The sequence below is a fragment of the Nitrosovibrio sp. Nv17 genome, from assembly GCF_900119085.1.
GTDB lineage: Bacteria > Pseudomonadota > Gammaproteobacteria > Burkholderiales > Nitrosomonadaceae > Nitrosospira.
In genome coordinates, this window is the sequence record NZ_FPIQ01000007.1 from 101,123 (window position 1) to 126,719 (window position 25,597).

Consider the following 25,597-nt stretch of genomic DNA (forward strand, 5'->3'; position numbering starts at 1 on the left):
CGCTATCTTGCGGCCTGCCCTCGTGCGCAGTCTGCGGCCGCAAGCGCAACCAGGCCTTCCGGCGTGACCTGGCGGATCCCGGCCTCGGTCACGACGTAATCCATGGCAATGTCATGTGATTGGGGGTGGACACTGTCCAGCTTCTGAATCTCGAAGGCCACCCCGATCGCCAGCGGCCGCCGCCCTGCAACGGCGGAGGCGGCCAGGGTGCGGTCGAAATAGCCGCCCCCGTAGCCGAGCCGGAAGCCCAGCCGGTCGAAGCCCACCATGGGCAGCAGCAGCGCGTCGACTTCCACCGCCTCGGCGTCGTCGGGTACCGGGATACCGTAGGCCCCCGGCTTCATGGCCGCACTTGCCCGCCATTCGCGAAAGCGCAGGGCTCCTCCTTTCCGCACGACTTCCGGCAGCGCCAGGATGGTCCCGCCTGCGCGGAAGTGCTCCATCGCCGGCCGCGGATCGTATTCCCCGCGATGAGGCCAGTAGCCGCCCACCACGCGATGCTTCCCCATGGGGAAGCCCTCCCGCAGCAGGCGCGTGATCGCTGTGCTCCAGCACAGGCGCTCGGTTTCCGGCACCGATTCCCTCAACGCCAGCAGTTCCTCGCGCCGCTGCTTCCTCCAGTCCTGCCAGTCATCCATGCGATTGCTCCGCCTGCGCGCGTCCCGGCGGCCCGAGTCGCAGGAGCAGCGTCCGGGCCGGCGCCGGAATGGCCGCGGCCAGCGCATCGTCCAGCGTCATCCAGCGGGCTTCGTCCCGCATCGCCGCCGGGGGCGCGGAAACGACCCGCAGTGGCTGCGGATGAATGCGCAGCTTGAAGTGCGTGAAGACATGGTCCAGCGGCGCCCCCTGCCCCATGTGCCCCAAGGGCGACACCTCCAGGCCGAAGTGCCGGATGCAGTAGGCGGCAGCGTCGCCATCCACCGGCATCTCGGGAAAGCACCACAATCCGCCCCAGATCCCTGTGGCCGGTCGCTTCCGCAGCAGCACCTTGTCCTGCATCCTCAGCATCAGCATGGCGGTTTCCCGCTCCGGCAATGCCCTGCGGGGCCGGGGAGCGGGGATCTGCGCCACGCGCTCCTCCCGCAGGGCCATGCAGTCCTGCCGCAGCGGGCACGCAGCGCAGCGCGGCCGGGCGCGGGTGCAGACGGTCGCGCCCAGATCCATCAGCGCCTGGGTATAGACCGCCATCGCCTCCGGGCCGGCATCCGCCGGCAGCAGCGCCTCGGCCTGCCGCCACAGCAGCGCCTCGTTTCCTTTCTCGCCGGGATAGCCCTCCAGCCCAAGGTGGCGCGCGAGCACGCGCTTGACGTTGCCGTCGAGTATGGCGCGGCGCTCACCGTAGGCGAACGCCGCGATGGCGGCAGCGGTGGAGCGCCCGATGCCGGGAAGCTGCTGCAGGGCTTCGGCGCTGCGCGGAAAGACGCCGCTGTGGTCCGTGGCGACCACCTGGGCCGCGCGATGCAGGTTCCTGCCGCGCGAGTAGTATCCCAGCCCGCTCCACAGTGCCAGGACCTCGTCGATGCCGGTCGCGGCCAGGCTCGCGACGTCGGGAAAGCGTTCCAGGAACCGCAGGTAATAGGGGATGACGGTGCCGACCTGCGTCTGCTGCAGCATGACCTCGGACAGCCATATGGCATACGGGTCGCGCACGCCCTGCCATGGCAGGTTGCGACGGCCGTGGAGCTTCTGCCAGCGTATCAGCCTGGCGGAAAAGGTGGGGAGGTCCGGCGCCGGCGTCATGGCGCGGCTTGCAGTTCCAGCTTCACGTTGGAAGACCTGAAACCGGCGCTCGTCAGCGTGCCGATGCGGATCGAGCCGCGCATCCGGGAATTTCGCAGCAGAGGCGTGTCCAGCAATGCTTCCAGGGATGGGTTCTCCGCGCTTCCCGTCCGTCCCGGCGGAGTTCGCGGATCGGGCAGGAAACGGTCGATGTCCAGCCGGTCGATCTGCGCGTCGATTTCCAGGTCCGGTTCCGAAAAGCCCGTGGCCGTGAGCCGGGCGATGGCGTTGCTTCCCATGGCCTTGCCTGCAAGATGGATCTGCATCCGCTGCCGTTCGTTTTCCAGGATGGCGTTGCCCTGGAGCTCGCCGTCGAGACCGCCGGGCACGTCCGGCCCCTCCGCATGAATCCTGGCGGAGAGGTCGGGAAGCTCCAGGCGGCGGGCATCCACGCTGCCGCGCAGCGGCGAGGCCAGCGTCGCCACGATGCGGCGCTCCCCGAACCGGGATTCGAGCCCGAGAGTCAGCGCATCGCTGCGGAAATCGCCGGGTGTGCCGCTCAGATCGGAGAGGGTAATCTCAGCATTTCCATTGTCCGGCGGATTCGCGGAATCGGCGGCTTTCACGTTCGCCTTCAACAGTCCGCTGGCGAGCCCGCCGTCGACCAGGCTCAGGTGCGGTATCTCCAGCCTGACGTCGACGTGGCGGCTGCCCTGCGCACCGGTGATGTCCAGCGCCATCCCGTCCGCCGCGAATCCGCCGCTCGACGAATGAAGGCCGGCGTGGCCGCTGGCGCGCATCGTGATGGGATCGGCGCCGCCCATGCTTCCCGTGGCTTCCAGTTCGAGGCCGTCGACCCTGTAGGATGCATCGGCGCCGGCCGCCAGCCCGAATCCCAGGCGAACGTCCACCACATCGGGCCGGCCGGATCGTACAGCCTGGAACGACAGACTGACGGCATGCCGGGCCGCCTCCGCCTCGGAGGAGCCGGAGCGGCGTTCGATCCGCGCATCCAGACGACCTAGCGTATATTCCCGTTCGCTCGGCTCGTCGCGCAGGACGAGAGTCGCTCCTTCCACCCGCGCGTCGTCGAGGTCGAGTTCGAAGGGCGGCGGCTCATCACCCGACGCGAGCAGATCGTCCACGTTCGTGCGGCCGTCGCGAAAGCGCACCAGCCGTGCCTGCAGGCCGCGGATGGCGATGCCATCCACCACGACCTTCCCGCGAAGCAACGGCACCAGGGCAAGGGATGCATGGATGCGTTCCACCCTCGCGAACTCCACGTCATCCTCATGCTCGCTCAGCGAGACGGCATGCATGGCCACCCCGGGGCGGGGGAAAAAGGACAACGCGATGTGGCCCCCGATCCCGAGGTTGCGCCGCTGCTTCTCCTTGACCAGTTGGATGACCAATGGCTTGTAGGCGTTGGGATCGACGATGAACGCGAGGAGGATCGCCAGGCAGGCGAGCAGGAATGCAGCGGCTGCGGATGCGATCAGCGCGTATCGGAGATACGGATTCATGGCCGGGGCGGGATGGCATGGACGAAGAGAGCGGCGTCCGATACAGATTGATTTAAAAGATAATCAATTCCAAAGCTGCCTTGGGTAGGGGGTGCATCGTGAGCCGATTCGTGCGTGCACCCGAATCGTTCCGGCATCCTCTCAATCGACCGGGCAGCTCAGGAACGCTGCCGGGGTCAGTATCTCGATCCCATGGAAAGGATGCAGTTCCAGGAGGTCGTGATCTCCCGTCAGGATTGTCTGCGCTTCGCCGCTCAACGCCACGTCGAGGAATTTGTCGTCCTTCGGATCTCTGCACGCGGCGATCCTCTGAGTGACGGAAATCACCCGAACGATGCCACCGAGCAGACGCAGGAAATGCTGCCGGTCCTCGCGCGAGACATAGCGGTCGAATCTGGTCCGGAAAAGTGCGTCGCTCAACTCCGTCAGCGTTTCCTCTGACATCAGGGGAATGCCCCATGAGAGTCCGTGATCCACAGCCCTGGCTGCCGTATCGCCTGGCATGAGCAGGCGGTTGATCCAGAGATTGGTGTCGATCACCAGCTTGCGATCAGCCCTCACTGCTCAGCAAATCTTTCAGCACCTCTGCCGTCATGCCGGCTTCCCGCGCCTTGGCGCCGGCGCGATCGCTGAAACGCCGGAACTCGGCCACGTTCAGATTGACCAGGCGCTCGTATTCGTCCATCGACATCACCACGGCCACGTCCCGTTTCTGACGTTGAATGATGACGGGCTCGCGCCGGACGGCCTCGATGATCTCTGCCAAGCCCTGCCTGGCTTCACTCGCTGTTACGGTACGCATATATCACCTTTGTAAATTTTGTACGTATTGTACATTATTTATGGTTGCGGCCAACGCGCTGGCACGCCGTCTGCAGGGTGACGTGCGGAAAGTCTTTTGAAAATCCAAGTGGAGCGGGTGAAGGGAATCGATCCAATCATTCAACCCATTGATTAATAACGGGTTTCCCCAGTTCGGATGTCCGGTTTGGGCCATAAATGATACCAGTTTTGCCCTCCTGATGGATAGATGCATCCACTGCTGTCTTAGGGCAGCCACGGGCAGCCACTGAGTTGTGTGCCCAGTGACTTGTTCCTAAGCGAAGTGGTATCAGGCGCCCTGAGCTTGTGCTACATGCAGCGCTCTGCGTTCGAACCGTTCGGAAACAGGGTTCGCTTGCCCCTGGGGCCTATGCAGGTGCGTCACGATTTCGTGGGAACCGTCGTCCAGTGGTCGCATGCTGACTCCCCATCCATGGGCGTGCTTGATACGCGATTGTGCGGATACCCCAACACCGTAGCCGGCAGAAACCCATAGCGCCATCATCTCGAAGGAAGTGACGTACTGAAGATTCTGCTGGTCAGCCGCCTGGAGCGAGAGCAGCCGACGATCCAGCGAAGAACACGCCTCATCCCTCCAGCGAAAGATCGGGTAGTTCTGGAGGTCGGTGATGGTGAGCGATGCCTGATCAAGCAAGGGAAACCGCAGCGGCATCGCAACGGCCATGTGCTCAATCCACAAGGACTGGGTTTCCAGGGCTGGATCACTCGCTCCTTGAAGCGACATTCCCACGTCGTAGCGGCCTTCACGAAGTCCATCAAGCAGCTCGTCACCTGCCACCTCAGAGAACGCGATGCTGACCTCTGGTTCTTCCGCTCGTTGCAGCGCGAGCAGCGCCGAGAGCTGAGATGACGATACGCCTGGCGCTATCGCAAGCCTAAGCTGGGCGGGTTGGCTGGTGATGTTGTCCACGGAGAACCTACAGAAGCGACGAAGCAGGTCAAGGGCAAACCAGCATCATAGTAAAGAGAGAAGTTTAACGTCTATATATTTAACGTGGTTAATTTAAGAGGATTATTTGACGCTTCTGTTGATGCAGAAGCTTACTATTCAGCCAGGTCGTCCACCTGGCACACCCACATATGAATCCGAACCAGCATTAGCTTTCGGGCGGGCCGTGCGTGCCGCTCGCGTCGCGCAAGGGGTCGCTCAAGACGACTTTGCGTATCAGGCGGGAATATCGCGTTCGCACATGGGCAAGATCGAACGCGGGGAGCATGTGCCGACGCTGCCTTTGATATTGAAAATTGCTGCCGCACTCGGGATAAGCGCCAGCGAATTGATGGCAGCGACTGAAAAGAACCTCAGCGCTGGCAGTGAGCCGCAAGATTCACCATAGCGGCCGCGAACTTCAATTACGGCACTTGTTGCCGCCGGATCAGTCGTCCGAGTGTGCGCGTAGGCGTGCGATGAACCGCTCCACCGATGCCGGCAAGCCTTCGCCGGCAGGTCGTAGCAAGTAGGTCGTGATGACTGCGGAATCCATGGCCAGAGGGCGGATCACCACGTCGGGGCGCAGGCACGCCGCGATCCTGGTTTCGGTGATGAAGCCTACCCCGTAGCCGGCACCGACCAGGGTGAGCATCATGTCCAATGACGACACGTGCTCGGCGACGTCGGGTGGACGCTCCAAAGGCCGCAGCAGCCGCGCCAGTTCACGATGGTAGCCTTCGCATGCCTGCGGGTCACATAAGACCAGTGGGTAGATCGCAAGCTGATGCAGCGGAACAGCCTTGTGTGAAAGTAAAGGATGCCGGGCGGGCACGGCTACCACCAGCGGATCGTGCCAGAGTGGCTCGGTAACGATGTCGTCGCCGACTTCCGCCGTGTGCGCAAACCCGATCGAGAAGTCACCTGAGCGCAAACCACGCAACTGATCGGCCAACGGCACTTCGGACAGGCGAATCTCGATCTCCGGCTCTTCCTCGCGGCAGCGGGCCAGGAGGGCCGACAGCCTGGGATCGATTGCGCCGTCGGACACGGCGATGCGAAGGCTTCCGCTCAAGCCCGCAGCGACCGCCCGGACGTTCTCCTGAGCCTGTTTGAGGACGGCGAACACCCTGCGCACATCTTGCAGGAACGTTGCACCCGCTTCGGTCAGTACCGTGCCTCGGCGGTTGCGCTCGAAGAGCACCACGCCCAGGTCATCCTCAAGCTCTTTGATGGCGCGGGACAAGGGTGGCTGTTCGATATGCAGGCGCTCTGCGGCCCGTGTGAAGTGCAGCTCTTCTGCGAGAGCCACAAAGCAGCGAAGGTGTCGCAGTTCCATGGGCCGTGCTCCTGTTCCGTATCAGCGATCTATTCGCACCAGCTCTCGTCCGCAGTGACCTGCTGGATGCACGTCCAGTCCACGTCACTCCTGGCGCGCTGCGCTGGACTGAAGCGCCTGCCAGTCCACGCAGGATCACTCATTTGCATCTCAAAAATGGTTATCATAATGCAGCTAACTAGTGAATCAACTTAGATTTATAGACGTCTTTCCACGCAGACCATATACTTTCTGCAGAAATTTACACGAGCATTCGCTAACCCGAATGAGCCAGTCAGGATGCCCCACCAACAGCTTGCCGATCTCACCCAGCCACAGCGTGACCGTCTCGCGTTCGTGGAATTGCGTCTGCGCTTCATTGGGGAGATGCGCCGCCAGGACTTGGTCGCGCGTTTTGGTATCCAGTCCGCTGCCGCGTCCAGGGACCTGGCGCTGTACAAGGACTTGGCTCCGGGCAATATCGACTACGACGGCAAAGGCAAGTTCTACGTCCTGGGTTCGAGCTTCCAGCCGATCTTCGATTTCCCACCCGAGCGAGTGTTGTCGTGGCTGACCCAGGGGTTTGGCGACGGTGAACCGATGCACATCAAGGCGTGGGTGGCCAGCGAGAGCCCGTCCCGGCTCACTCACCCTGACCTAACAATCTTGGCGAGCGTCACTCGGGCCATTCATTACGAGTGCCCGCTCGGCATCGAGTACCACTCCATCTCCAGCGGTCGCACCGCGCGGGAGATCGTCCCGTTCGCGCTGATCGACAACGGCCTGCGCTGGCACGTCCGCGCCTTCGACCGCAAATCGCAGGAGTTCCGCGATTTCGTCCTCACCCGGATCAAGCGCCCTGTGGTGCGCAAGGGGCAGCCCGTAGAGTCCCACGAGATGAGCGGTCAAGACATCCAGTGGACCCGGATTGTCGAGCTGGAGCTGGTTCCTCATCCCGACCAGCCACGGCCAGAAATCACCGAAATGGACTACGGCATGCAGGGTGGTGCACTGCACATGAAGCTGCGCGCCGCCACGGCGGGCTACATCCTGCGCAAATGGAGTGTGGACTGCTCCCCCGACCATCGCCTGCGCGGCCCGGAGTACCGGCTTTGGTTGAAGGACCATCTGGCGATCTACGGCGTGCGCAATGCGGTGCTGGCGCCGGGTTACCGCTCCCCTGATCAACAACGGCTCGAAGCCGAGATGGACTGATGGGATAAGCATGCTCGCAAAACTCGAACGACTCATCAGCGAAATTGGCGACCTCAACAGCAAGTTGATCCTGCTGGTCGGCTCCAGCCGCAGTGGCAAAACCCAACTGCTGCGCCAGCTCGGCAACAAGCTCAACATCGAGCCACTCAACGTCGGCCTGGAACTGGGGCGCCGATTGGCCGCCACGCCGAACAACAAGCGCGGCTTCTCGGCAGGCGAACTGCTGCGTGAGATTGCGCTGCTTGAAACATTCGGGGAACGAGGCGAAGCCCCGCTGCTGCTCGACAATCTTGAGTTGCTGTTCGAGCCCAGCCTACAGATCAACCCGCTTGACCTCGTCAGGCGGCTGGCTCACTCCAGGCGCGTCGTGGCCGTTTGGCCTGGCGAGTTGCGCGGTGATCGGCTGATTTATGCCGACATGAGCCATCCAGAACATCGTGACTACAGCCAGGACGGCGTGGTCGTACTCGAAATTTGACCGAATTAACGAAAACTGCGGGAAGAGAAAAGCATATGGGCACGAACATGAAATACGGAGATCTGATCCAATTCGAGCAGATCGAATCAGTGATCCAACTGCTCGATGCCGGGCGCCCGGACGAGGCCAAGAAGCTCGTCGCGACCTACGTCATCTCCGATGACATGGCCGAGCGAATCTCCAAGCTCATGGTTCCCCAGCTCAGTTTCGAGGATTCGGTCGATCACAAAGGCGTGCTGATCGTCGGCAACTACGGCACCGGTAAGTCGCACTTGATGTCGGTGCTGTCGCTGGTGGCAGAAGACGCCGCTTATGCGCCGATGATTCGCCACCCCAAGGTCGCCGAGGCGGTTGCCTCCATCGCAGGAAAATTCAAGGTTCTTCGCATCGAGGTGGGCGGCCTGGAAATGCCGCTACGCCAGGTCATCACCCAGCAGCTTGAGCGCTTCCTCGGCAAGCTGGGCGTCAGCTACAGCTTCCCGGCGGCAGATCAGGAACTCAACAACAAAGAGTCTCTTGAAGAAATGATGGCCGCCTTCCATGAGGTCTACCCAGACCAAGGCCTGTTGCTGGTGGTTGACGAGTTCCTGGAATACCTGCAGTCGCGCAAGGACAACGAACTGATTCGCGACTTGGCCATCCTGCGGCAGATCGGTGAAATCACTAAACATCTCAAGTTCCGCTTTGTCGCTGGCGTGCAGGAAGCCATCTTCGACAGCGTGCGCTTCCAACATGTGGCCGACAGCATGCGCCGGGTCAACGAGCGTTTCACCCAAATCCTGATCGACCGCCAGGATGTCAGCTTCGTCGTCTCCGCGCGTCTTCTCAAGAAGACCGCTGACCAGCAAAACAAAATCCGCGAATACCTCACGCCGTTCGCCAAGTTCTACGGCTCCATGAACGAGCGGATGGACGAGTACGTGCGGCTGTTCCCGGTTCACCCGGACTACCTGAAGACCTTCGAGCAGATCCACTTCACCGAGAAGCGTGGCGCGCTCAAGACCATCGAGGCCGCCATGCTGGCCATCCTCGATCAGGAAGTGCCCGCCGACAAGCCGCTGTTCATCAGCTACGAAAGCTTCTGGAACACGATCAAGGCCAACTCGGTCTTGCGCGCCGACCCCAACATCAAGGAGGTGATGCGCGTCTCCGAAGTGCTGGAGTCACGCGTGCAGCAAGCCTTCACACGGCCAACCTACAAGGCCATGGCGCTGCGCGTCATCAACGCACTGGCCGTGCACCGCTTGACCACCGGCGGCGACATCCACGTGCCCATTGGCCCCACGGCCGCCGAACTGCGCGATGCCCTGTGCCTGTTCCAGCCAGGCGTGGAGGACATGCCCGGCGATCCGGCCGAGAACCTGCTGTCGATGGTGCAAACCGTGATGCGGGAGGTGCTCAAGACCGTCAACGGTCAGTTCATCTCCAAGGCACCTGACACCGAGCAGTACTACCTCGACCTCAAGAAGGACATCGATTACGACGCGCAGATCGAAAAGCGTGCCGAAGCCCTGTCCGACGACGCTCTGGACCGCGCCTATTACAGCGCCATCAAAGCACTGATGGAGTGCAGCGACGACCTGCGCTACCCCGGCTTCCAAATCTGGCAGTACCAGATCGAGTGGCAGGAGCGCCGCGTCGAGCGCATGGGCTACCTGTTCTTTGGTGCCCCGAATGACCGGCCCACGGCACAGCCCGAACGCGACTTCTACATCTACTTCATCCAGCCCTTCGACCGGCCGAAGTTCAGCGACGCCAACCTGGCGGACGAGGTGTTCTTCCGACTGAAGTCCCCCGACGAAGACTACAAGCGCTACCTGTCCCAATACGCGGCGGCATTGGACTTGGCGTCCACCGCCAGCGGTGGCGCGAAGGCCGTTTATCTGTCCAAAGCCCAGGACTCGCTGCGGTCCATGAGCAAGTGGCTGCAAGAAAAGCAGATGACCGCATTCGAGGTCACCTATCAGGGCAAGACCAAGACGCTGCAGGATTGGGCCAAGGGCGTGTCCCTGCGCGAACGGGCACGCTTGGGGCCGGAGGAGCGCATCAACTTCCGTGACGTGGTGAACATCGTCTCTGGCCTGGCACTGGGCCAGCGCTTTGCCGACATCGCGCCCGAATACCCCACGTTCTCGGTGCTGGTCACCGAGGCCAACCGCAAGCAATTGGTGGGCAATGCGCTGCGCGCACTGGCAGGCGGAACGCGCACCAAGGATGCCGCAGCCGTTCTCGATGCTCTGGAGCTGCTCGATGGCGACCGCGTTGACCCCGCCAACTCCCGCTACGCGCAAGAGGTGCTGAACCGCCTCAAGGCCAAAGGCCACGGTCAGGTGCTCAACCGCAATGAACTGCTGTCGGGCTCGTCCGACATCGAATATTTTGCGCCGCTCAAGTACCGGCTGGAACCCGATCTGCTGGTCACCGTGCTGGGCGGCCTGGTCTATTCCGGCGAACTTGTGCTGTCGATCACCGGCGACAAGATCGACTCCGGCAAGCTGGCCCAGTTGGCTGAACGCTCGCTGGAGGAACTCAAGCAGTTCAAGCACGTCGAGGCACCCAAGGAGGTCAACCTCACCGTGCTGCGCACCTTGTTCGAGCTGCTCGATCTGCCGTCCGGCCTGGCTCAGAAGGCCAGCCAAGGCGACACCGAACCCGTCGTCAAGCTGCAAGAGAAGGTCAGCGCGCTGGTGCCGCGCGTGCTCAAGGCCGGCTCCGACCTGCAGCAAGGCAAGCTCGGCTTCTGGGGCCAGAACCTGCTGCGCGAAGAAGAAGCCAAAGACTGGTACGCCCGACTGGATTCGCTGAAAAAGTTCACCGAATCGCTGACGCCGTACAACACCGTCGGCAAGCTCAAGAACCTGCGCGTCACGCCGGACGATCTGGACAGCCAGAAGAAGAATCTGGAAATCCTCGCCGCCGTCGAGCGCCTGCTCGAACTGGTGGCCGATCTGGGCAGCACAGCCTCTTACCTCTCCCAGGCCGAAATGGTGCTGCCCACCGATCACCCGTGGGTGAAGCAAGCCGAGGCAGCCCGCAAAACCCTGCAAGACAAGCTGAGCCAGGACCGCACCGCCGAGCACGCTTCTGAATACCGGCAAACGCTGGGCCAGCTCAAGAAGGACTACATCACCGCCTACATCGCCAGCCACAGCAAGGCACGGCTGGGCGTGGCCGAAGACAAGACCCGCAATGCCCTGCGCCGTGACGAGCGCCTGCTGGCGCTGCGCGTATTGGCCGGCGTGTCGTTGATGCCCACCAGCCAGCTCACCGCCTTCGAAGAGTCCCTCAACGGCCTGAAGAGCTGCTCCTCGCTGGATGAGCCAACGCTGGTCACGGCTGCCGTCTGCCCGCACTGCCAGTTCCGCCCCTCCGCCGAGCAACTGGAACTGCTGCCCGCCGCCAACCGACTGCACAAGCTGGACGATGACCTGGACGAATTGCTGGCCAACTGGCAGCAAACCCTGCTGGAGAACCTGGAAGACCCGTTCACCCAGGAGAGCCTGGGCCTGTTGCCTGCAGCAAGCAAAAAACTGATCGACGCCTTCCTGGCCTCACGCACGCTACCAGCCCCCTTGACCCAGGAGTTCGCTAACGCCGTGCAAGAGGCGCTGTCGGGACTGGAAAAGATCGAGGTCAAGAGCGACGAGATCAAGCAGGCGTTGCTGCAAGGTGGTTCGCCCGCCACCCCGGACGACCTGCGCAAGCGCTTCGACGCGCTCATCAGCGACCGCAGCAAAGGCAAAGATGCCAGCAAGCTGCGGTTTGTTGTGGAGTGAAGGCAACTCAGGACTATATAGAGGGCGACAGATATGAAGCTAATAAAAATCCAAGCTATCAACTTCCGATCTGTTGAAGACAGCGGCGAATTCCAGATCGGCGATCTGACATGCCTTGTCGGAAAGAATGAGGCGGGAAAGACCGCGATATTACATGCCATCCAAGGTATTGCCCCTTCTGATGGTGATTATGCATACGACAAGACGCGGGACTACCCGCGCCGATATTTAAGCAAATTCCAGGAGCGTCATCCCAATGGGGAATCTCCGGTTGCCAAAAGCTGGTGGCAACTGGAGGGTGATGACATCGAAGCCCTGGAAGATCTTCTAGGAGCAGATGTTCTAGAAAAAACCGAAGTGATCATCACCAGTTATATCGGTCGCGGAAATACCTGGAGCATTCCGCTTAACGAAGAGGAGTGCATTCGCAAGCTTCAGGCGCGCCACGGTCTGAATGCCAAAGAAAAAGGTGACATCAAGCAGGCCAAGACAATAAAGGATGCCTTGGCAGTACTTAAAGCGCTGACCGAGCGGTCAGAAGCACAGACTGCATTCATGCAAGCCATTGAGAAATTCCGTGACGGAAATCCGGTGCTTGCCGCTATTGATCTTCTCAACAAGCAAAAGCTGACTTTTTTCTATACTTCTCACTTTGAACGGATGTCAGGTGAAATATCCCTGAATCAACTTGCTGCGGACAAGAAAAGTGGAAAGATCAGCTCTGGAGACAAGATATTTCTCGACTTTCTAGAGTATGCGGGTACGACCATAGAAGAACTCCGTGATGCTGCAAAGCACGAAGAACTGGTAGCCCAGTGCGAAGGGGCATCCAACGACATCACTGATGAAATCTTCGAGTTCTGGAGCCAGAACGATGCCCTGGCCATCAAAATTGAAATTAACGAAGGGAGGCCCAATGATCCTCCCCCGTTCAACAGCGGGAAAATCGCAAAAATTCGGATAGAAAACAAGCATCATCGCGTGACGGTGCCTTTGTCTGAACGAAGCGCAGGTTTTGTTTGGTTTTTCTCCTTTTTGGCGCAATTCAAGCAGCTCAAAAAATCTGCCGGCAAAGCCATCATACTTCTTGATGAGCCGGGCCTGACGCTTCATGGCAAAGCTCAATCCGATCTTCTGCGGTATATCGAAGAGCGAATTCTGCCCGAGCACCAGGTTATCTACACCACGCACTCACCATTCATGGTGCCAGCTCAGCGTCTGGAGGATGTCCGTGTTGTCGAAGACGTTATCGACTACCGTGATCCACGTCGCCCCATAGTAAAAGGGACGAAGGTCTCCGCTGACGTTCTTTCCGTTGACAAGGACACACTTTTCCCGCTGCAGGCCCACCTCGGTTACGAAATCACTCAGTCCCTATTTGTTGGCCAAAACTGTCTATTGGTCGAGGGTCCATCCGATGTGGTTTATTTGCAAGTGGTATCGAGAGCATTGCAAGCCAGAGGAAGAGCTGGCTTGGATGAGCGCTGGACTATTTGCCCTACCGGCGGCCTGGATAAGGTGTGGTCTTTCTCGTCGCTCTTCCGAGGCAATAACCTGAATATCGCTGTGCTGTGCGATTATGGCAAAGGCGATAAGAATAAAGTTGAGAGACTTCGGCAAAGCCAGATTCTGAAATCTGAGAGAGTGCTAACGACATCTGATTTCACGGAAAAAACTGAAAGCGATGTCGAGGATTTATTCGATAGCACTTTCTATTGCGCTTTGGTTAACCAAGCGCTAGGACTCAAGGAAGGTGAAATCACAGCCGAGAAAGCCGTAGCCGCGGATCAGAGTACATGCCGTATCGTCAAGCAGGTGGAGGCGCTGTGTCGAACACTGCCTGCTGACACACTGGACTTCGGCCATTATGTTCCTGCCGATTACTTGATGAGAAACCCTCAGATTCTTGATGGAGACAGTGAGCCAGTTACTGGAACATTGGATTGCTTTGAGAAGGTATTCAAAGCGTTGAATGGTTTTTTGGATTAGACAGGACGCGGTTCCGTGAATCTAATGCGCCTGACCACCTCCAACAAGTCGCATTCGTGGCAGCAACGCTACATGCTCACCGACGCGGGCATGCAGCTCAAGCTGCTGCACGAACAACAACAGGCCGCGCCATGAACACCTCCGTCAACTGGATAGCGGCATACAACCAGCTATTTTCCTTGTTGGACAGGAAAGACACCCCGGCTTACCACAGCGGCGGGGATTTTCTGCGCATCGTGCAACAGGTCGATCCCGGCTCACCCAGCTACAACCAGCTCATTCCCCTGAGGCAGCAGCAAGGCAAGAGCACATCCCGCAAAGACTATTACTGGGATGTGATTCGCGAGCTACCTGAGCAGCAACGGTTCCAGTTGTTCAGATTGTTCATTGATGTGCTTGAACCCCACGCCAAGAACGAGGTGGATGCCATCAGAGGCATCGTTTTTGGCGGCGGCTATGCAGTGCCAACCACCGTGGTTCCCGTCGATCTCTGGAACTCGGAAAAACTGAACAACAGCCTCAAGGACATTGACCGAGCCGTTGATGCTCACCACTACAACCGCGCAACGACGCTGAGCTACACCTGCCTTGAGGGACTCTACAAAGCCTACGTGCGCAAGCACGTCCCCGATCAGGCCGCACTGACGGACTTGATGCCCTTATGCAAAGTGGTGAAGGACGACATCATCAAGAAACTTCAGGCGCAAGGCCCGTTTCCTGTCGAGATCGTCAACGCCATGCCGACGTTGACCAACGCGATTGCAAATTCAAGAAACGGCTTCAGCGAATCTCACTTTGGCGGCGACTCTCAACGGTGGCTTGCCGTCTTTGCCCGTGATCTGACCAATTCCATCGGGCGTCTCATGCTCAATTTCATGTGAGGCGAGCATGACGAAGACGTTGCCAATGAACCTGAAACTCAAACGCAAGGAAATCTGTTTCCTGCCGAATGCAAACGCCCAACTTTGCGCCGTTGAATGTGGCGGGGAGCGATACGAACATGAATGACCTGCTCAGTAATCACGACAAAAAAGCCACCGGCCCCGTCGAATGCCTCGGCCAAACCTTCGCCAGTGACGACGCCCGGCGCGATCACTACCTCAAGCTGCTGGCCGAAAAGCTGCAAGCCCCAGCATTCCGCCAGCAGGAAGGTTTCCCGCAAGGCACGGACGAAGCCATCCTCGCCATGTCCGATCCGCCGTATTACACCGCCTGCCCGAACCCGTGGCTGGCGGAGTTTGTGGCGCACTACGGCAAGCCCTATGACTCGGCGGTGAAATACAGCCGCGAGCCGTTTGTGGCTGACGTTAGTGAGGGGAAAAACGACCCCATCTACAACGCGCACAGCTACCACACGAAAGTGCCACACAAGGCAATCATGAGGTACCTGGCGCACTACACCTCGCAAAACGACGTGGTGCTTGATGGATTCTGCGGTACTGGAATGACTGGAGTCGCCAATGCACACGTTGGTGGCGGTAGAACTACGATTCTCGTCGATCTTTCTCCAGTAGCGACGTTCATTGCAAAAAACCTGAACGGCTCTCTCGATTCCATCGCCTTCATGGATGCAGCGAACTCAATTGTTTCGGAGATCAAAAAGGAGAACCAGAATCTCTACCTCACCTCTCATACAGGTTGGCGAGTACGGGATCGGAAGTCTGTTGAGCACAAGCAATACCAACACCCCGGAGAACAGAAGGGTGAAGTGGAGTTTATGCTTTATTCGGATGTCGTGGCTTGCCCGAACTGCGGCTCTCAACATTCTTTTTACTCCATTGCCGTGGACGAGATTGAGGATTCGTTGCGTTCGGAACTGAAATGCCCCGAGTGCGGTGCGGCAGCACGAGAAGCGGCTTGGGATTCGGTTTATGAGACCGTGATTGATCCTCTGCTAGATGTCCCACACAAGCAGGTCAAGATTGTTCCTGTTTTAATCAACTATTCGATAGGAACCAGCCGCTACGAAAAAATCCCTGACGAAGCCGATCTTTCGGCCATCCAAGACAGTGAAAGAAACGCTCGGCTGTCCGGGTTTCCGATTGTTGAGTTGATAGCCGGGAAGGAAACTCAACGAAATGCTTCGCGTGGCATTACCTATCTTCATCACTTCTTCACGCCGAGGGAGCTTTACGCTGTCTCTTTGCTTCTCAAAAAAATTAGAACTAGAAAATCTGAGTCCATCGGGCAGGCGTTGCTGTTTGCACTCACTGCGTGCCTCCCCTATGCGTCGAGGATGAGGAGGTTCCGTGCTGACAGGAAAGGCGGTGGACCTCTATCTGGAACCTTGTACGTAGGATCATTGATAACCCCACCAAACGTTCTTAGTTCATTTCTAAGAAATGCGGAGACCATCGCGGGTAGCCTGTCATATCAGAGAGGAGTTCCACGAAATAGCATCATTTCAACTCAAAGTGCCACATCGCTGTTCCAAGTTCCCGGCGAGTGCATTGACTACATCTTCGTTGATCCTCCGTTCGGTGCGAATTTCGACTATTCAGAGTTGAACTTCTTCTGGGAGGGATTGCTTGGTGTCGTAACCAGTCAGTCGTCGGAAGCGATCGTCAGTTCATCTCAAGCAAAGCAGCTTGATGACTACCGGAAATTACTGATTGCGTCGTTCAAGGAGTTTTATCGTGTCTTGAAACCGGGCCGGTGGATAACGGTCGAGTTCTCCAACACGCAGGCGGCTGTTTGGAACGCAATCCAGACCTCGTTGCAGGAGGCCGGGTTTGTGGTGGCGAACGTGTCTGCTTTGGACAAGAAGCAAGGAAGCTTCAAAGCCGTCATGACTACCACAGCGGTCAAACAAGACCTCGTGATTTCTGCCTACAAGCCCAACGGCGGGCTGGAGCAGCGATTCGCAGAGCGTGGCGCAACGCCGGAATCCGCGTGGGACTTTGTGCAGACCCACTTGAAGCAGCTTCCGGTCGTGAAGGTCAGGGGCGGCGAGCTGGAATTCGTTGCCGAACGCGATCCGCGCATCCTGTTCGACCGGATGGTGGCGTGGTTCGTGCGGCACAGCGCGCCCGTGCCGCTTTCCAGTCAGGAGTTTCAAGACGGCCTGCGCAGCCGCTTCCCCGACCGCGACGGCATGGTCTTTCTGCCGGAGCAAGTCACCGAATACGACAAGAAGCGCGCGCAGACCGCGCAAGCGCCGCAGATGGAGCTGTTCGTCTCCGACGAGCGCAGCGCCATCGACTGGGCGGCGGACTACCTGAAGGCGCGGCCTTCTACCTATCAGGACATCCACCCGGAGTTCATCAAGCAATTGGGCGCGGGCTGGAAGAAGCACGAAACCCGCCCGGAACTCTCCGCGCTGCTGGAAGCCAACTTCCTGCGCTATGACGGCACGGGCGAAGTGCCCAGCCAGATTCACCGCTACCTTTCCTCCAACTACCACGACCTGCGCAGCCTGGAGAAGAACGATCCGCGCCTGATTGCCAAGGCGCAAGACCGCTGGTATGTACCCGACCCGAACAAGGCGCAGGACTTGGAGAAGAAGCGCGAGAAGGCGCTGCTGAAGGAGTTTGAGACCTACAAGGCGCTCACAGTCCGCAAGATCAAGGAATCGCGCCTGGAAGTGCTGCGCGCCGGTTTCCGCGATGCGTGGGCCAGGAAGGACTACGCCACCATCCTCGCCATCGCCCACAAGCTGCCGGACGAAACCCTGCAAGAAGACGAAAAGCTGCTCACCCTGTACGACATGGCGCTGACGCGCAGCGAGGAAAACTGACATGGCCAAGCGCCCTGCCCAGCGTGATCAGGCCGTGTCGCTGCTGCCCGTGCCCGAAGGCTACGCACGGTGGCTGGAGGAGCTGAAAAGCCGCATCCACACGGCGCAGCAACGCGCCGCGCTGGCTGTCAACCGGGAGCTGGTGCTGCTGTACTGGCAGATTGGCCGCGACATCCTGCAACGGCAAGCCGCGCAGGGTTGGGGCAGCAAGGTCATCGAGCGGCTGGCGCACGATTTACGGGTGACATTTCCGGGCATGAAGGGGTTTTCACGCGCCAACCTGATGTACATGCGGGCGTTTGCCGAGGCGTGGCCGGATGCCGAAATTGTCCAACAGGCTGTTGGACAATTGCCCTGGGGCCACAACCTGGTGCTGCTGACCAAACTGAAAACGCAGGACATGCGCCTGGCCTATGCACAGGCGGCCATCGAGCACGGCTGGTCGCGCAATGTCTTGAACATTCACATCGAAACCCGGCGGCTGGAGCGCAGCGGCCAGGCCATCACCAACTTTGTGGAACGCCTGCCCATGCCGGGCAGCGACTTGGCTCAGCAGTCGCTCAAAGACCCTTACCTGTTCGATTTCCTCGATGTGGGCAGCGAGGCCGACGAACGCGAGATCGAGTCGGCGCTGGTCAAGCACATCACCCAGTTTCTGCTGGAGCTGGGCGCAGGCTTTGCCTTTGTCGGGCGTCAGGTGCATCTTGAAGTGGGTGGCGATGACTTCTTCATCGACTTGCTGTTCTATCACCTCAAGCTGCGCTGCTATGTGGTCATCGAGCTGAAGGCCGAGAAGTTCAAGCCTGAGCATCTGGGGCAGTTGAGCTTTTACATCACGGCGGTGGATCGGCAGGTCAAGGCCGAACAGGACGCGCCCACCATCGGCTTGCTGTTGTGCAAGAGCAAGAACGAAGTGGTGGCCGAATACGCCTTGGGCGACACATCCCAGCCCATGGGCGTGGCCGAATACAAATTGCTGGAATCCTTGCCCAAGGAGCTGCAAACCAATCTGCCCAGCATTGAGCAGATCGAACGGGAACTGGGCAAGCCATGATCAGACAGTTCGATACCGGCACCACCCAGCAAGCCCGCGCAGTGGCCGACCATCTGGTACGGCAGCAGTTGCTTGATCGGCTCGGCGAGAACCAGTTTCAGGCCCGCGAGGCGATTCGCCAGCGCTTTGCCCAGGAGGCGCAAGCGCAGGCCAGGGATCAAGCCGGGGCCAAGTCGGGGCTAAGTCGGGACCAAGTTGGGCCTAAGTCGGGGCTCAGTGCCGAGCAGCAGGCATTGTTGGCCCAGATGACCGATGAACACGATGTTGCCACCTTGATGCAGTGGGTTGGTCGCCGCAACAGCAGCAAGCAGCGCTATCGCCTGACTGCACAAGGCAGAGCGCTGCGTGATGAGGCGGGTCAATGACGCAAGCCGAACGTAGCTTCTCCATCGGCGATTGGTGCTGGTTTACCCGGCAGGCGTCGCCGTGCCGGGTGATCGAGCGGCAAGATGTGTGGGGCGAGGTGGCCTACCGCGTGTGGTTGCCCTCCAAGGATGCCGTGGTGCGTGCCCGAGCGCTGGACTTGGCCTCGCTGGAAAGCGTGCGGCCGAGTGTGGAGCAGATTCTGCACACCACGGCGGCAGCCAAGCTGCTGGATGCGCTGGAAGACAACCTGCTGCTGGCACCGATCCAGTCCAGCGTGGTGCCGCTGCCGCACCAGCTCTACGCGCTGAACCGCGCCATCAGCCGAGATCGCATTCGCTACCTGCTGGCCGACGAGGTGGGCTTGGGCAAAACCATCGAGGCTGGCTTGGTGCTGCGCGAACTGAAGTTGCGGGGCCGGGTGAAGCGCATTCTTGTGGTGGCTCCCAAGGGGCTTGTGCGCCAGTGGCAGGCGGAAATGCGTCTGCATTTTGGCGAGGCGTTTCAGTTCATCGAACCGTCCGAGCTGGCTGCTTTCCGCCAGTGGCGCAGCGGTGGCGCGGGCGAGGAAGAGAACCTGTGGCGCATGCACGATCAGGTGATTTGTTCACTGGATTCCGTGAAGCCCATAGAAAGCCGGCGTGGTTGGAGCCTGGAGCAGCTCAATACCTACAACCGCGAGCGCTTCGAGGATTTGGTTTCGGCGTCTTGGGATCTGGTCATCATCGACGAAGCCCATCGCATGGGCGGCAGCACCGAGCAGGTCGCCCGCTACAAGTTGGGCGCGGCGCTGGCCGAGGCGTCACCGTATCTCTTGCTGCTATCGGCCACGCCGCACCAGGGCAAGACCGACCAGTTCATGCGCTTGATGCAGTTGCTCGACCGGGAGGCTTTCCCGGATGAGAGCAGCGTCAACCGTGAGCGCGTGCGGCCTTTCGTGATCCGCACCGAAAAGCGTGCATCGATCAACGCCGAGGGCCAGCCCCTGTTCAAGCCGCGCGCTACCCGGTTGCAGGCGGTGGACTGGCAGGCGCGCCACGGCGCACAGCAGCGCCTGTACGAAGCAGTGACCGACTACGTGCGCCACGGCTACAACCAGGCATTGGCCGCCAAGCAGCGCCATATCGGTTTCTTGATGATCCTGATGCAGCGGCTGGTCACATCCAGCACGGCAGCCATCCGCGCCACGCTGGAGAAGCGCCAGGCCCTGCTTGATGCGCCGCAGCCGCAGGCGAATCTGTTCGAGAACACCAGCCAGGACGAGTGGGCCGACCTCGATGGCCAGTCGCAGGTGGATCTGGCCATGCAGTCCAGTGGCTGGGAGATGGAGAAGTCTGAAGTCGAGATGTTGCTGGAGCTGGCGAGGGAAACTGAGGCCACCGGCACCGATGCCAAGGCCGAGGCGCTGCTGGAGCTGATCTACAAGCTGCAGCAGGAGGAAAGCGACCCGGCGCTGAAGGTGCTGATCTTCACCGAGTTCGTGCCCACGCAAGCGATGCTGGCCGATTTCCTAGAGAGCCGTGGCTTCTCGGTGACGACGCTGAATGGCAGCATGGACCTGGAAAGCCGCACCCGTGCGCAGCAGGCGTTCTCCAAGGATGTGCGCGTGCTGATTTCGACGGATGCCGGTGGCGAAGGTCTGAACCTGCAGTTTTGCCACGTCATCGTCAACTTCGACATGCCGTGGAACCCGATGCGGATCGAGCAGCGCATTGGCCGGGTGGATCGTATCGGCCAGAAGCATGTGGTGCGTGCGATCAACTTTGTGCTTGAGGACACGGTAGAGCACCGCGTGCGTCAGGTGCTGGAGGAAAAGCTGGAGGTCATCGCGCAGGAGTTCGGCGTCGATAAGGCTGCTGATGTGATGGACTCGGTCGAAGCCGATCCGATCTTCGACGAACTGTTCGTGCGCGGCCTGCAGAACCCGGACGCCATCGAGCAGGAGTGCGATGACGCGGTGTCTCAGTTGCGATCCACACTGGCAGAGTCCCAGAACAGCAGCGACCTGCTCACCACTGAACACGATCTGGACGCCGACGACGCCCGCAAATGGCGCGACCACCCGGCGCAGTTCTGGCTGGAGCGGGCCATCACCAGCGGGCTGGCTGTGCGCGGTGGTTCGGCTACGAAAGCTGGCAAGGCGTGGCAGGTGAAATGGGTGGATGGCAGCGAGTCGGCGCAGGCCTGTTTCGACGCCCGCACGGCGGATGAGAACCCGGAGCTGGAATGGATCACCATGGAAGACCCGCGCGCTCGGGCGGTGATCAGCGAGCTGCCGCGCTTTGTCACCGGGCAACCGCTGCCGGTGATCCGCGTCACCGGCTTGCCGGATTCGGTGCGCGGCATCTGGTCGCTGTGGGAGATCAGTCTGGCGGCTGAAGGCTTGAGCCGGAAGCGCTTCCTGCCCATGTTCATCAATGACGAAGGCCGCTCCTTCGTACCGACCGCCAAGCGCGTATGGGATTTGCTGCTGACTGAAACGGTGGACGTGTATGCCGTGACCGACACCGAGGCGTCGGCGAAGTGGTTTGAGGCATCCCATGTTGCGGCCAGTACCCAGGGTGAACGGATCTTCACCGAACTGCTGACCGAACACCGCGCCCGGTTGAAGGAAGAGCGCGAGCGTGCGCTGTATGCCTTTGAGGCCCGAGGCCAGGCTATCGGGCGAATCGGCCTGCCTGCCGTGCGCGAACACCGTCGCAAGCGGCTGCAACAGGAACACGAGGCCCGCATGGCCGCGCTGGACGACATGGAGGCCAGCGTGCCGGATTTGAACGCCGTGATGATGGTGCGCGTCGGAGGTGAGGCATGAGCCTGTGGACGGAGCGCATCCTTCAGCCTTTCACCGCCGATCTCACCCGGCTGTGGGTGGCGTGCGACCCCGACGATGTACTGCTGGACGAAAAGCTGTTGTCTGAGCTGCGCAGCCGGGGCTTCGAGCTGATGCTGTACGAAGACCCGTTTGCCTTCCGTGCGGAGTACGAAGAGCGCTATCGCGCCGCATGGGATCGGGGTGAACCGGGACCTGCGCCTTCGCTGGTTTTGCATTTGCGCAGTGCCGATGCGAACGCCTTGCCGTGGGACATCGTGCATCACGGGCGAGTAGTTCGGCTCAGTCTTGCTGAAATTTTCCCCAGGCTGGCATACAGCGCGGTGCAGCAAGTCGAGCCGGAGCATTTTGCCGAGCTGTTTCACGCCCATCAGACTGAGTTGCAGTCGGCTCGGGGCGAGAACGAGTCGAAGGACTTCATCCTTGAACACGTTTACCAGCTTGCGCCGAGGTCGATTCGCAACCCGGTGGATTTCTGGCGCGAGCTGCTGCGAATGCACTTCGCCAACCGTTCGTTGCCACCTCTGTTCGCCCAGCACGCGGCAAGCATCATTCAAGGCAAGGGCTTGTTTGCGGATTTTCCCGTTGCCACATGGCTGACGTCCAAGAGTGCACTGCTGCGCGTAGTGCAGGATGCGTGGTATCGCTACCTGTCGAAATTGGGGCTGGATGGCACTCGTACAGGGGAGCCGCCGCCACCTGACTATGTGGCGAAGATCGAGATTCCATTCGACCATTCCGATGTGCAGGTGCTGGTTGATTCCATGTTTCTCGACGGCAGCTTGCATCCGCTGGCGGTTCACAGCGTTCCCGCACGGATACCGAGTTGGGTCAAGGCCGGGGTCATCCAGGACCCGACGGCGTTGCAGGCCTTGGTGCTCAAAGGCATCGATGGCCTGATCGAGGCAACGCCAACGGCAGCTTCTTCGCACAAGGACTGGAGCGAGTTCGCCAAGCGCTACGGTGAGGTCCTGACCCGCACGCATGGTCTGCCAGGCAAGGAAGGCAGCGAGCATTTTCCGGCCATTCGAGACCGTATCAAGACCCTGCAGGCGCGGTCAGACGAGCATCTGCAAGCCTGGGTGGCCGCCAAGCATTACGCCGACCTGATCCTGCAACCAGTGACCAAAGGCCCGGTGATGGTGCACCACGTACCGCGTTTTTTGCGGCATCGGCGGTCCGCCGGGGAAACCAAGTTGGCCTTGCTGGTTTTCGACGGGCTGGCCTTCGACCAGTGGGTGCAGATTCGCGAGCAACTGGTCGCCACTACAAAGCGATTCGCGTTTGACGAGGGAACCGCATTCGCATGGTTGCCGACGGTGACATCGGTGTCGCGCCAGGCGTTGTTCTCTGGCCTGAAGCCGCGTGAGTTCGAGGATTCCATCGACCGCACGGACAAAGAGGAATCCTTGTGGAAGACGTTCTGGCAGAACGAAGGCGTCAACCCCAACGAGGTGATGTATCGACGCGCACTGCGCCAGAGCAATCAACTCGACGGGCTGGAAGCAGCGTTGCTTGACCAGCATCCGAAGGTGGTGGGCCTGGTCATCGACGAGGTGGACGAGCGGCTCCACAAGGAGCGATCCAAGAAAGACGTGGCGATGTGGATCGGCAACTGGCTGGGGAGCGGCTTCGTTGACCGGCTGTTTTCGATGCTGCTGGACAAGGGCTATCACATCTACCTGACGGCGGACCATGGCAACGTGGAAGCCACTGGCGTTGGCAGGCCCAACCAGGGCGTGATTGCCGAAACGCGCGGCGAGCGTGTGCGGGTTTACCGGAGTGAGCCATTGCTGATTGATTCAGCAGCGGCCTATCCCAATACCGTCCGCTTGGACGTTGCAGGTCTTCCCGCGAACTTCATGCCGCTGTTCGCAGGCGGGCGGACAGCCTTTGTGCCGGAGGGCGACCAAGTGGTCGTCCACGGCGGGGTTTCGGTCGAAGAACTGATCGTACCCTTTGTGAAAGTCAGTTATTTGATAGGTAACGAATGAACGCATCAGCCCCAAAAATTGGCTTTGATCGGTTCATTCAGCTTGATTGGGCAGCCGCAGCACTGAACGTTCGTGCAGGTGCGGCTGGGCTAGATGATCTGAATGCACTGCTCGACGCCAGCGAGCTTGGCGTGGAAGCCAAGAAGAAAACCCGCACCGTACTGAACCGGCTGTGGCTGGAGCCGCGCGCCGAACTGGTCGATTACGTCGATCGCGGCGTGGCCATCCACAAGGCACAGCCGGACATTCCGGTAGCGGCGCTGTGCTGGGGCACGGCCGTGGCAACCTATCCGTTCTTTGGCAAGGTGGCCGAACTGGTGGGGCGCCTGTCCGCCATTCAAGGCGATTGTGCTTCCGCCGAGGTGCACCGGCGCATGAGTGAAACCTACGGCGAGCGCGAAGGCACCCGTCGCATGACCAACATGGTCATCCAGAGCCAGGCGAGCTGGGGGGCAGTTAAGCGGGTCGAGAAAGGTAAGCGAGTCATTCGGCTTGCGCCAACCGTCATCGACAACGACGAACTCACGGCATGGCTGATCGAGGCGACAGTGCGCTACTCCGGCAAGCCTGTTTCCCTGCCCAGCCTGCAATCGCTGCCAGTGCTGTTTCCGTTCACCCTGACACAGCCACTGGGCTACGTGGTGTCGAACAGTGCGAGCCTGAGCCTTCGTGCGGAAGGACCGAGTAACCAGTTCGTGGCGCTGCGCAGCATGGTATGAGGTGAGTTGCTTGCATCTGAGACTCTGCGTGCCAAACCGCGTGGTGAAAACGGAAACATGAAAGAACATGGACAGAATCGGAATCGATACTTGGGCAAATATCAGCGCGGAAGGTTGGAATTCGCTCGTTCTGGGTAACGGTGCCAGCATCGCCATCCACAAGGAGTTTGCATATCCAACTCTCCACGGCGTTGCCGACGCAAAAGGGTTACTCGCAACCACCGCGCCAATTTTCGCCAAGCTCGGAACGACTGACTTCGAGCATGTTCTGCTTGCATGCTGGTACGCGGAGCACGTCAACGTCGCCTTGGGAAGCCCGTCTGCCGATATCTCTGCGGCTTATGGTGAAGTGCGCACGGCATTGATCGAAGCTGTGCACAGTGTGCATCCGGTACATGCCGATGTCGCCGCCGACTTACAACGGGTTGGTACATTCGCGAGCGGGTTTTCGACAGTCGTCAGTCTGAACTACGACCTCACCTTGTACTGGGCCATGCTGCTATTCAATACGGCAAAAGGTAGCTGGTTCAAGGACGCGTTCCACGACGGTGAGTTCCAGACAGATTGGGGATATTTGCGGCGGCCCTATGGGTATGCAGGAGGAGCAACATTGGTTTTCTATCCTCACGGCAGTCTCGCAGTTGCGCGTGACTACCTCGGTGGTGAAACAAAACTCGCGGTTGGAGCGGGATCTGCAGGTGACTTGCTTGACACGATCACCCGCAGGTGGGCGTCCGGGCACTATGTGCCGGTCTTTGTTAGCGAAGGAACCAGCAAGGAGAAAGTCGCTGCAATCCGCCGGAGTCACTATCTGACGAACGTGTATGAGGAGGTTCTGCCGGCGCTCGGGGATGGGCTGGTCGTCTATGGCTGGAGCTTTGACGAACGAGACCAACACGTGCTTGGTGCCATCGCGGCGAATCAGCCAAAGCGAATGGCCGTCTCGGTTTTCACTGGTCAGCCAGCTGGAGATCAGCAAGCGTTCTGCCACCAGGTTCTGAAGGCTGCGGGCCGATCCTTGCCTGCCACAGATGTGACGTTCTTCGATTCGCAGAGCCCGGGTTGCTGGAACAATCCATGAGATACGAAGCAGCAGTAGATCGATTACTGCA

At 60.0% G+C, this 25,597-nt stretch carries 20 protein-coding genes; 13 read left to right on the forward strand and 7 right to left on the reverse strand.

All coding sequences use genetic code 11. The features are described 5' to 3' along the window. Window positions 1–2: 2 nt before the first annotated feature. The 6 genes from BT108_RS06070 to BT108_RS06095 all read right to left on the reverse strand — a co-directional run bounded on the left by BT108_RS06070 (window position 3) and on the right by BT108_RS06095 (window position 4,995). The gene (locus BT108_RS06070) at window positions 3–638 is read right to left on the reverse strand and encodes a 5-formyltetrahydrofolate cyclo-ligase (protein ID WP_072293644.1); all 636 of its coding nucleotides are present in this window, start codon (window positions 636–638) and stop codon (window positions 3–5) included. Next, window positions 631–1,740 (reverse strand): A/G-specific adenine glycosylase, encoded by a 1,110-nt coding sequence (gene mutY, locus BT108_RS06075; RefSeq protein ID WP_072293645.1) that lies wholly within the window; start codon window positions 1,738–1,740, stop codon window positions 631–633. The genes BT108_RS06070 and mutY overlap by 8 nt, the downstream gene beginning before the upstream one ends. Further along, on the reverse strand, window positions 1,737–3,242 hold the full coding sequence (locus tag BT108_RS06080; RefSeq protein ID WP_072293646.1) for an AsmA family protein: 1,506 nt from the start codon (window positions 3,240–3,242) through the stop codon (window positions 1,737–1,739). The genes mutY and BT108_RS06080 overlap by 4 nt, the downstream gene beginning before the upstream one ends. A gap of 141 nt (window positions 3,243–3,383) precedes the next feature. Then, the gene (locus BT108_RS06085) at window positions 3,384–3,803 is read right to left on the reverse strand and encodes a putative toxin-antitoxin system toxin component, PIN family (protein ID WP_072293647.1); all 420 of its coding nucleotides are present in this window, start codon (window positions 3,801–3,803) and stop codon (window positions 3,384–3,386) included. Continuing rightward, window positions 3,793–4,044, reverse strand: a complete 252-nt coding sequence (locus tag BT108_RS06090) for a type II toxin-antitoxin system Phd/YefM family antitoxin (RefSeq protein ID WP_072293648.1) — start codon at window positions 4,042–4,044, stop codon at window positions 3,793–3,795. Before BT108_RS06090 ends, BT108_RS06085 begins: the two co-directional genes overlap by 11 nt. Before the next feature lie 309 nt (window positions 4,045–4,353). Next, the gene (locus BT108_RS06095) at window positions 4,354–4,995 is read right to left on the reverse strand and encodes a LysR family substrate-binding domain-containing protein (RefSeq protein WP_072293649.1); all 642 of its coding nucleotides are present in this window, start codon (window positions 4,993–4,995) and stop codon (window positions 4,354–4,356) included. A 121-nt stretch (window positions 4,996–5,116) separates the two neighbouring features. Between BT108_RS06095 and BT108_RS06100 the strand changes: the two genes are divergently transcribed. Continuing rightward, on the forward strand, window positions 5,117–5,422 hold the full coding sequence (locus tag BT108_RS06100) for a helix-turn-helix domain-containing protein (RefSeq protein WP_072293679.1): 306 nt from the start codon (window positions 5,117–5,119) through the stop codon (window positions 5,420–5,422). A 39-nt stretch (window positions 5,423–5,461) separates the two neighbouring features. Here the strand turns inward: BT108_RS06100 and BT108_RS06105 are convergent, their stop codons facing one another. Next, window positions 5,462–6,352 (reverse strand): LysR family transcriptional regulator, encoded by an 891-nt coding sequence (locus tag BT108_RS06105; protein ID WP_072293650.1) that lies wholly within the window; start codon window positions 6,350–6,352, stop codon window positions 5,462–5,464. A gap of 279 nt (window positions 6,353–6,631) precedes the next feature. On the opposite strand from BT108_RS06105, the gene BT108_RS06110 reads away from it, so the two are divergent. From BT108_RS06110 to BT108_RS06165, 12 genes are all read left to right on the forward strand, one after another. Continuing rightward, window positions 6,632–7,546 carry a WYL domain-containing transcriptional regulator gene (locus BT108_RS06110; protein WP_072293651.1) on the forward strand — a complete coding sequence of 305 codons (915 nt, stop codon included), beginning with the start codon at window positions 6,632–6,634 and terminating at the stop codon, window positions 7,544–7,546. A 10-nt stretch (window positions 7,547–7,556) separates the two neighbouring features. Further along, complete coding sequence (brxF, locus tag BT108_RS06115; protein WP_072293652.1) at window positions 7,557–8,024, forward strand: BREX-3 system P-loop-containing protein BrxF; 468 nt, start codon at window positions 7,557–7,559, stop codon at window positions 8,022–8,024. Between the two features lie 35 nt (window positions 8,025–8,059). After that, window positions 8,060–11,800: a DUF6079 family protein gene (locus BT108_RS06120; protein ID WP_218184832.1), complete on the forward strand. Its 3,741-nt coding sequence runs from the start codon at window positions 8,060–8,062 to the stop codon at window positions 11,798–11,800. A 33-nt stretch (window positions 11,801–11,833) separates the two neighbouring features. Continuing rightward, the gene (locus BT108_RS06125; protein WP_072293653.1) at window positions 11,834–13,789 is read left to right on the forward strand and encodes an AAA family ATPase; all 1,956 of its coding nucleotides are present in this window, start codon (window positions 11,834–11,836) and stop codon (window positions 13,787–13,789) included. 131 nt (window positions 13,790–13,920) lie between these two features. Next, complete coding sequence (locus BT108_RS06130) at window positions 13,921–14,670, forward strand: hypothetical protein (protein ID WP_060853050.1); 750 nt, start codon at window positions 13,921–13,923, stop codon at window positions 14,668–14,670. Window positions 14,671–14,789: 119 nt separating this feature from the next. After that, window positions 14,790–17,525, forward strand: a complete 2,736-nt coding sequence (locus tag BT108_RS06135) for a DNA methyltransferase (RefSeq protein WP_060853326.1) — start codon at window positions 14,790–14,792, stop codon at window positions 17,523–17,525. A 1-nt stretch (window position 17,526) separates the two neighbouring features. Continuing rightward, complete coding sequence (locus tag BT108_RS06140; RefSeq protein ID WP_060853051.1) at window positions 17,527–18,579, forward strand: PDDEXK nuclease domain-containing protein; 1,053 nt, start codon at window positions 17,527–17,529, stop codon at window positions 18,577–18,579. Next, window positions 18,576–18,944, forward strand: a complete 369-nt coding sequence (locus tag BT108_RS06145) for a hypothetical protein (RefSeq protein ID WP_060853052.1) — start codon at window positions 18,576–18,578, stop codon at window positions 18,942–18,944. The genes BT108_RS06140 and BT108_RS06145 overlap by 4 nt, the downstream gene beginning before the upstream one ends. Beyond that, entirely contained in the window at window positions 18,941–21,754 is a 2,814-nt protein-coding gene (locus BT108_RS06150; protein WP_060853053.1) for a DEAD/DEAH box helicase, read from the forward strand. The genes BT108_RS06145 and BT108_RS06150 overlap by 4 nt, the downstream gene beginning before the upstream one ends. After that, window positions 21,751–23,766 carry a BREX-3 system phosphatase PglZ gene (gene pglZ / locus BT108_RS06155; protein WP_072293654.1) on the forward strand — a complete coding sequence of 672 codons (2,016 nt, stop codon included), beginning with the start codon at window positions 21,751–21,753 and terminating at the stop codon, window positions 23,764–23,766. The genes BT108_RS06150 and pglZ overlap by 4 nt, the downstream gene beginning before the upstream one ends. Continuing rightward, window positions 23,763–24,485, forward strand: a complete 723-nt coding sequence (locus BT108_RS06160) for a hypothetical protein (RefSeq protein WP_072293655.1) — start codon at window positions 23,763–23,765, stop codon at window positions 24,483–24,485. The genes pglZ and BT108_RS06160 overlap by 4 nt, the downstream gene beginning before the upstream one ends. Window positions 24,486–24,552: 67 nt before the next feature. Beyond that, window positions 24,553–25,566 carry a DUF4917 family protein gene (locus BT108_RS06165; RefSeq protein WP_072293656.1) on the forward strand — a complete coding sequence of 338 codons (1,014 nt, stop codon included), beginning with the start codon at window positions 24,553–24,555 and terminating at the stop codon, window positions 25,564–25,566. Window positions 25,567–25,597 lie beyond the last annotated feature (31 nt).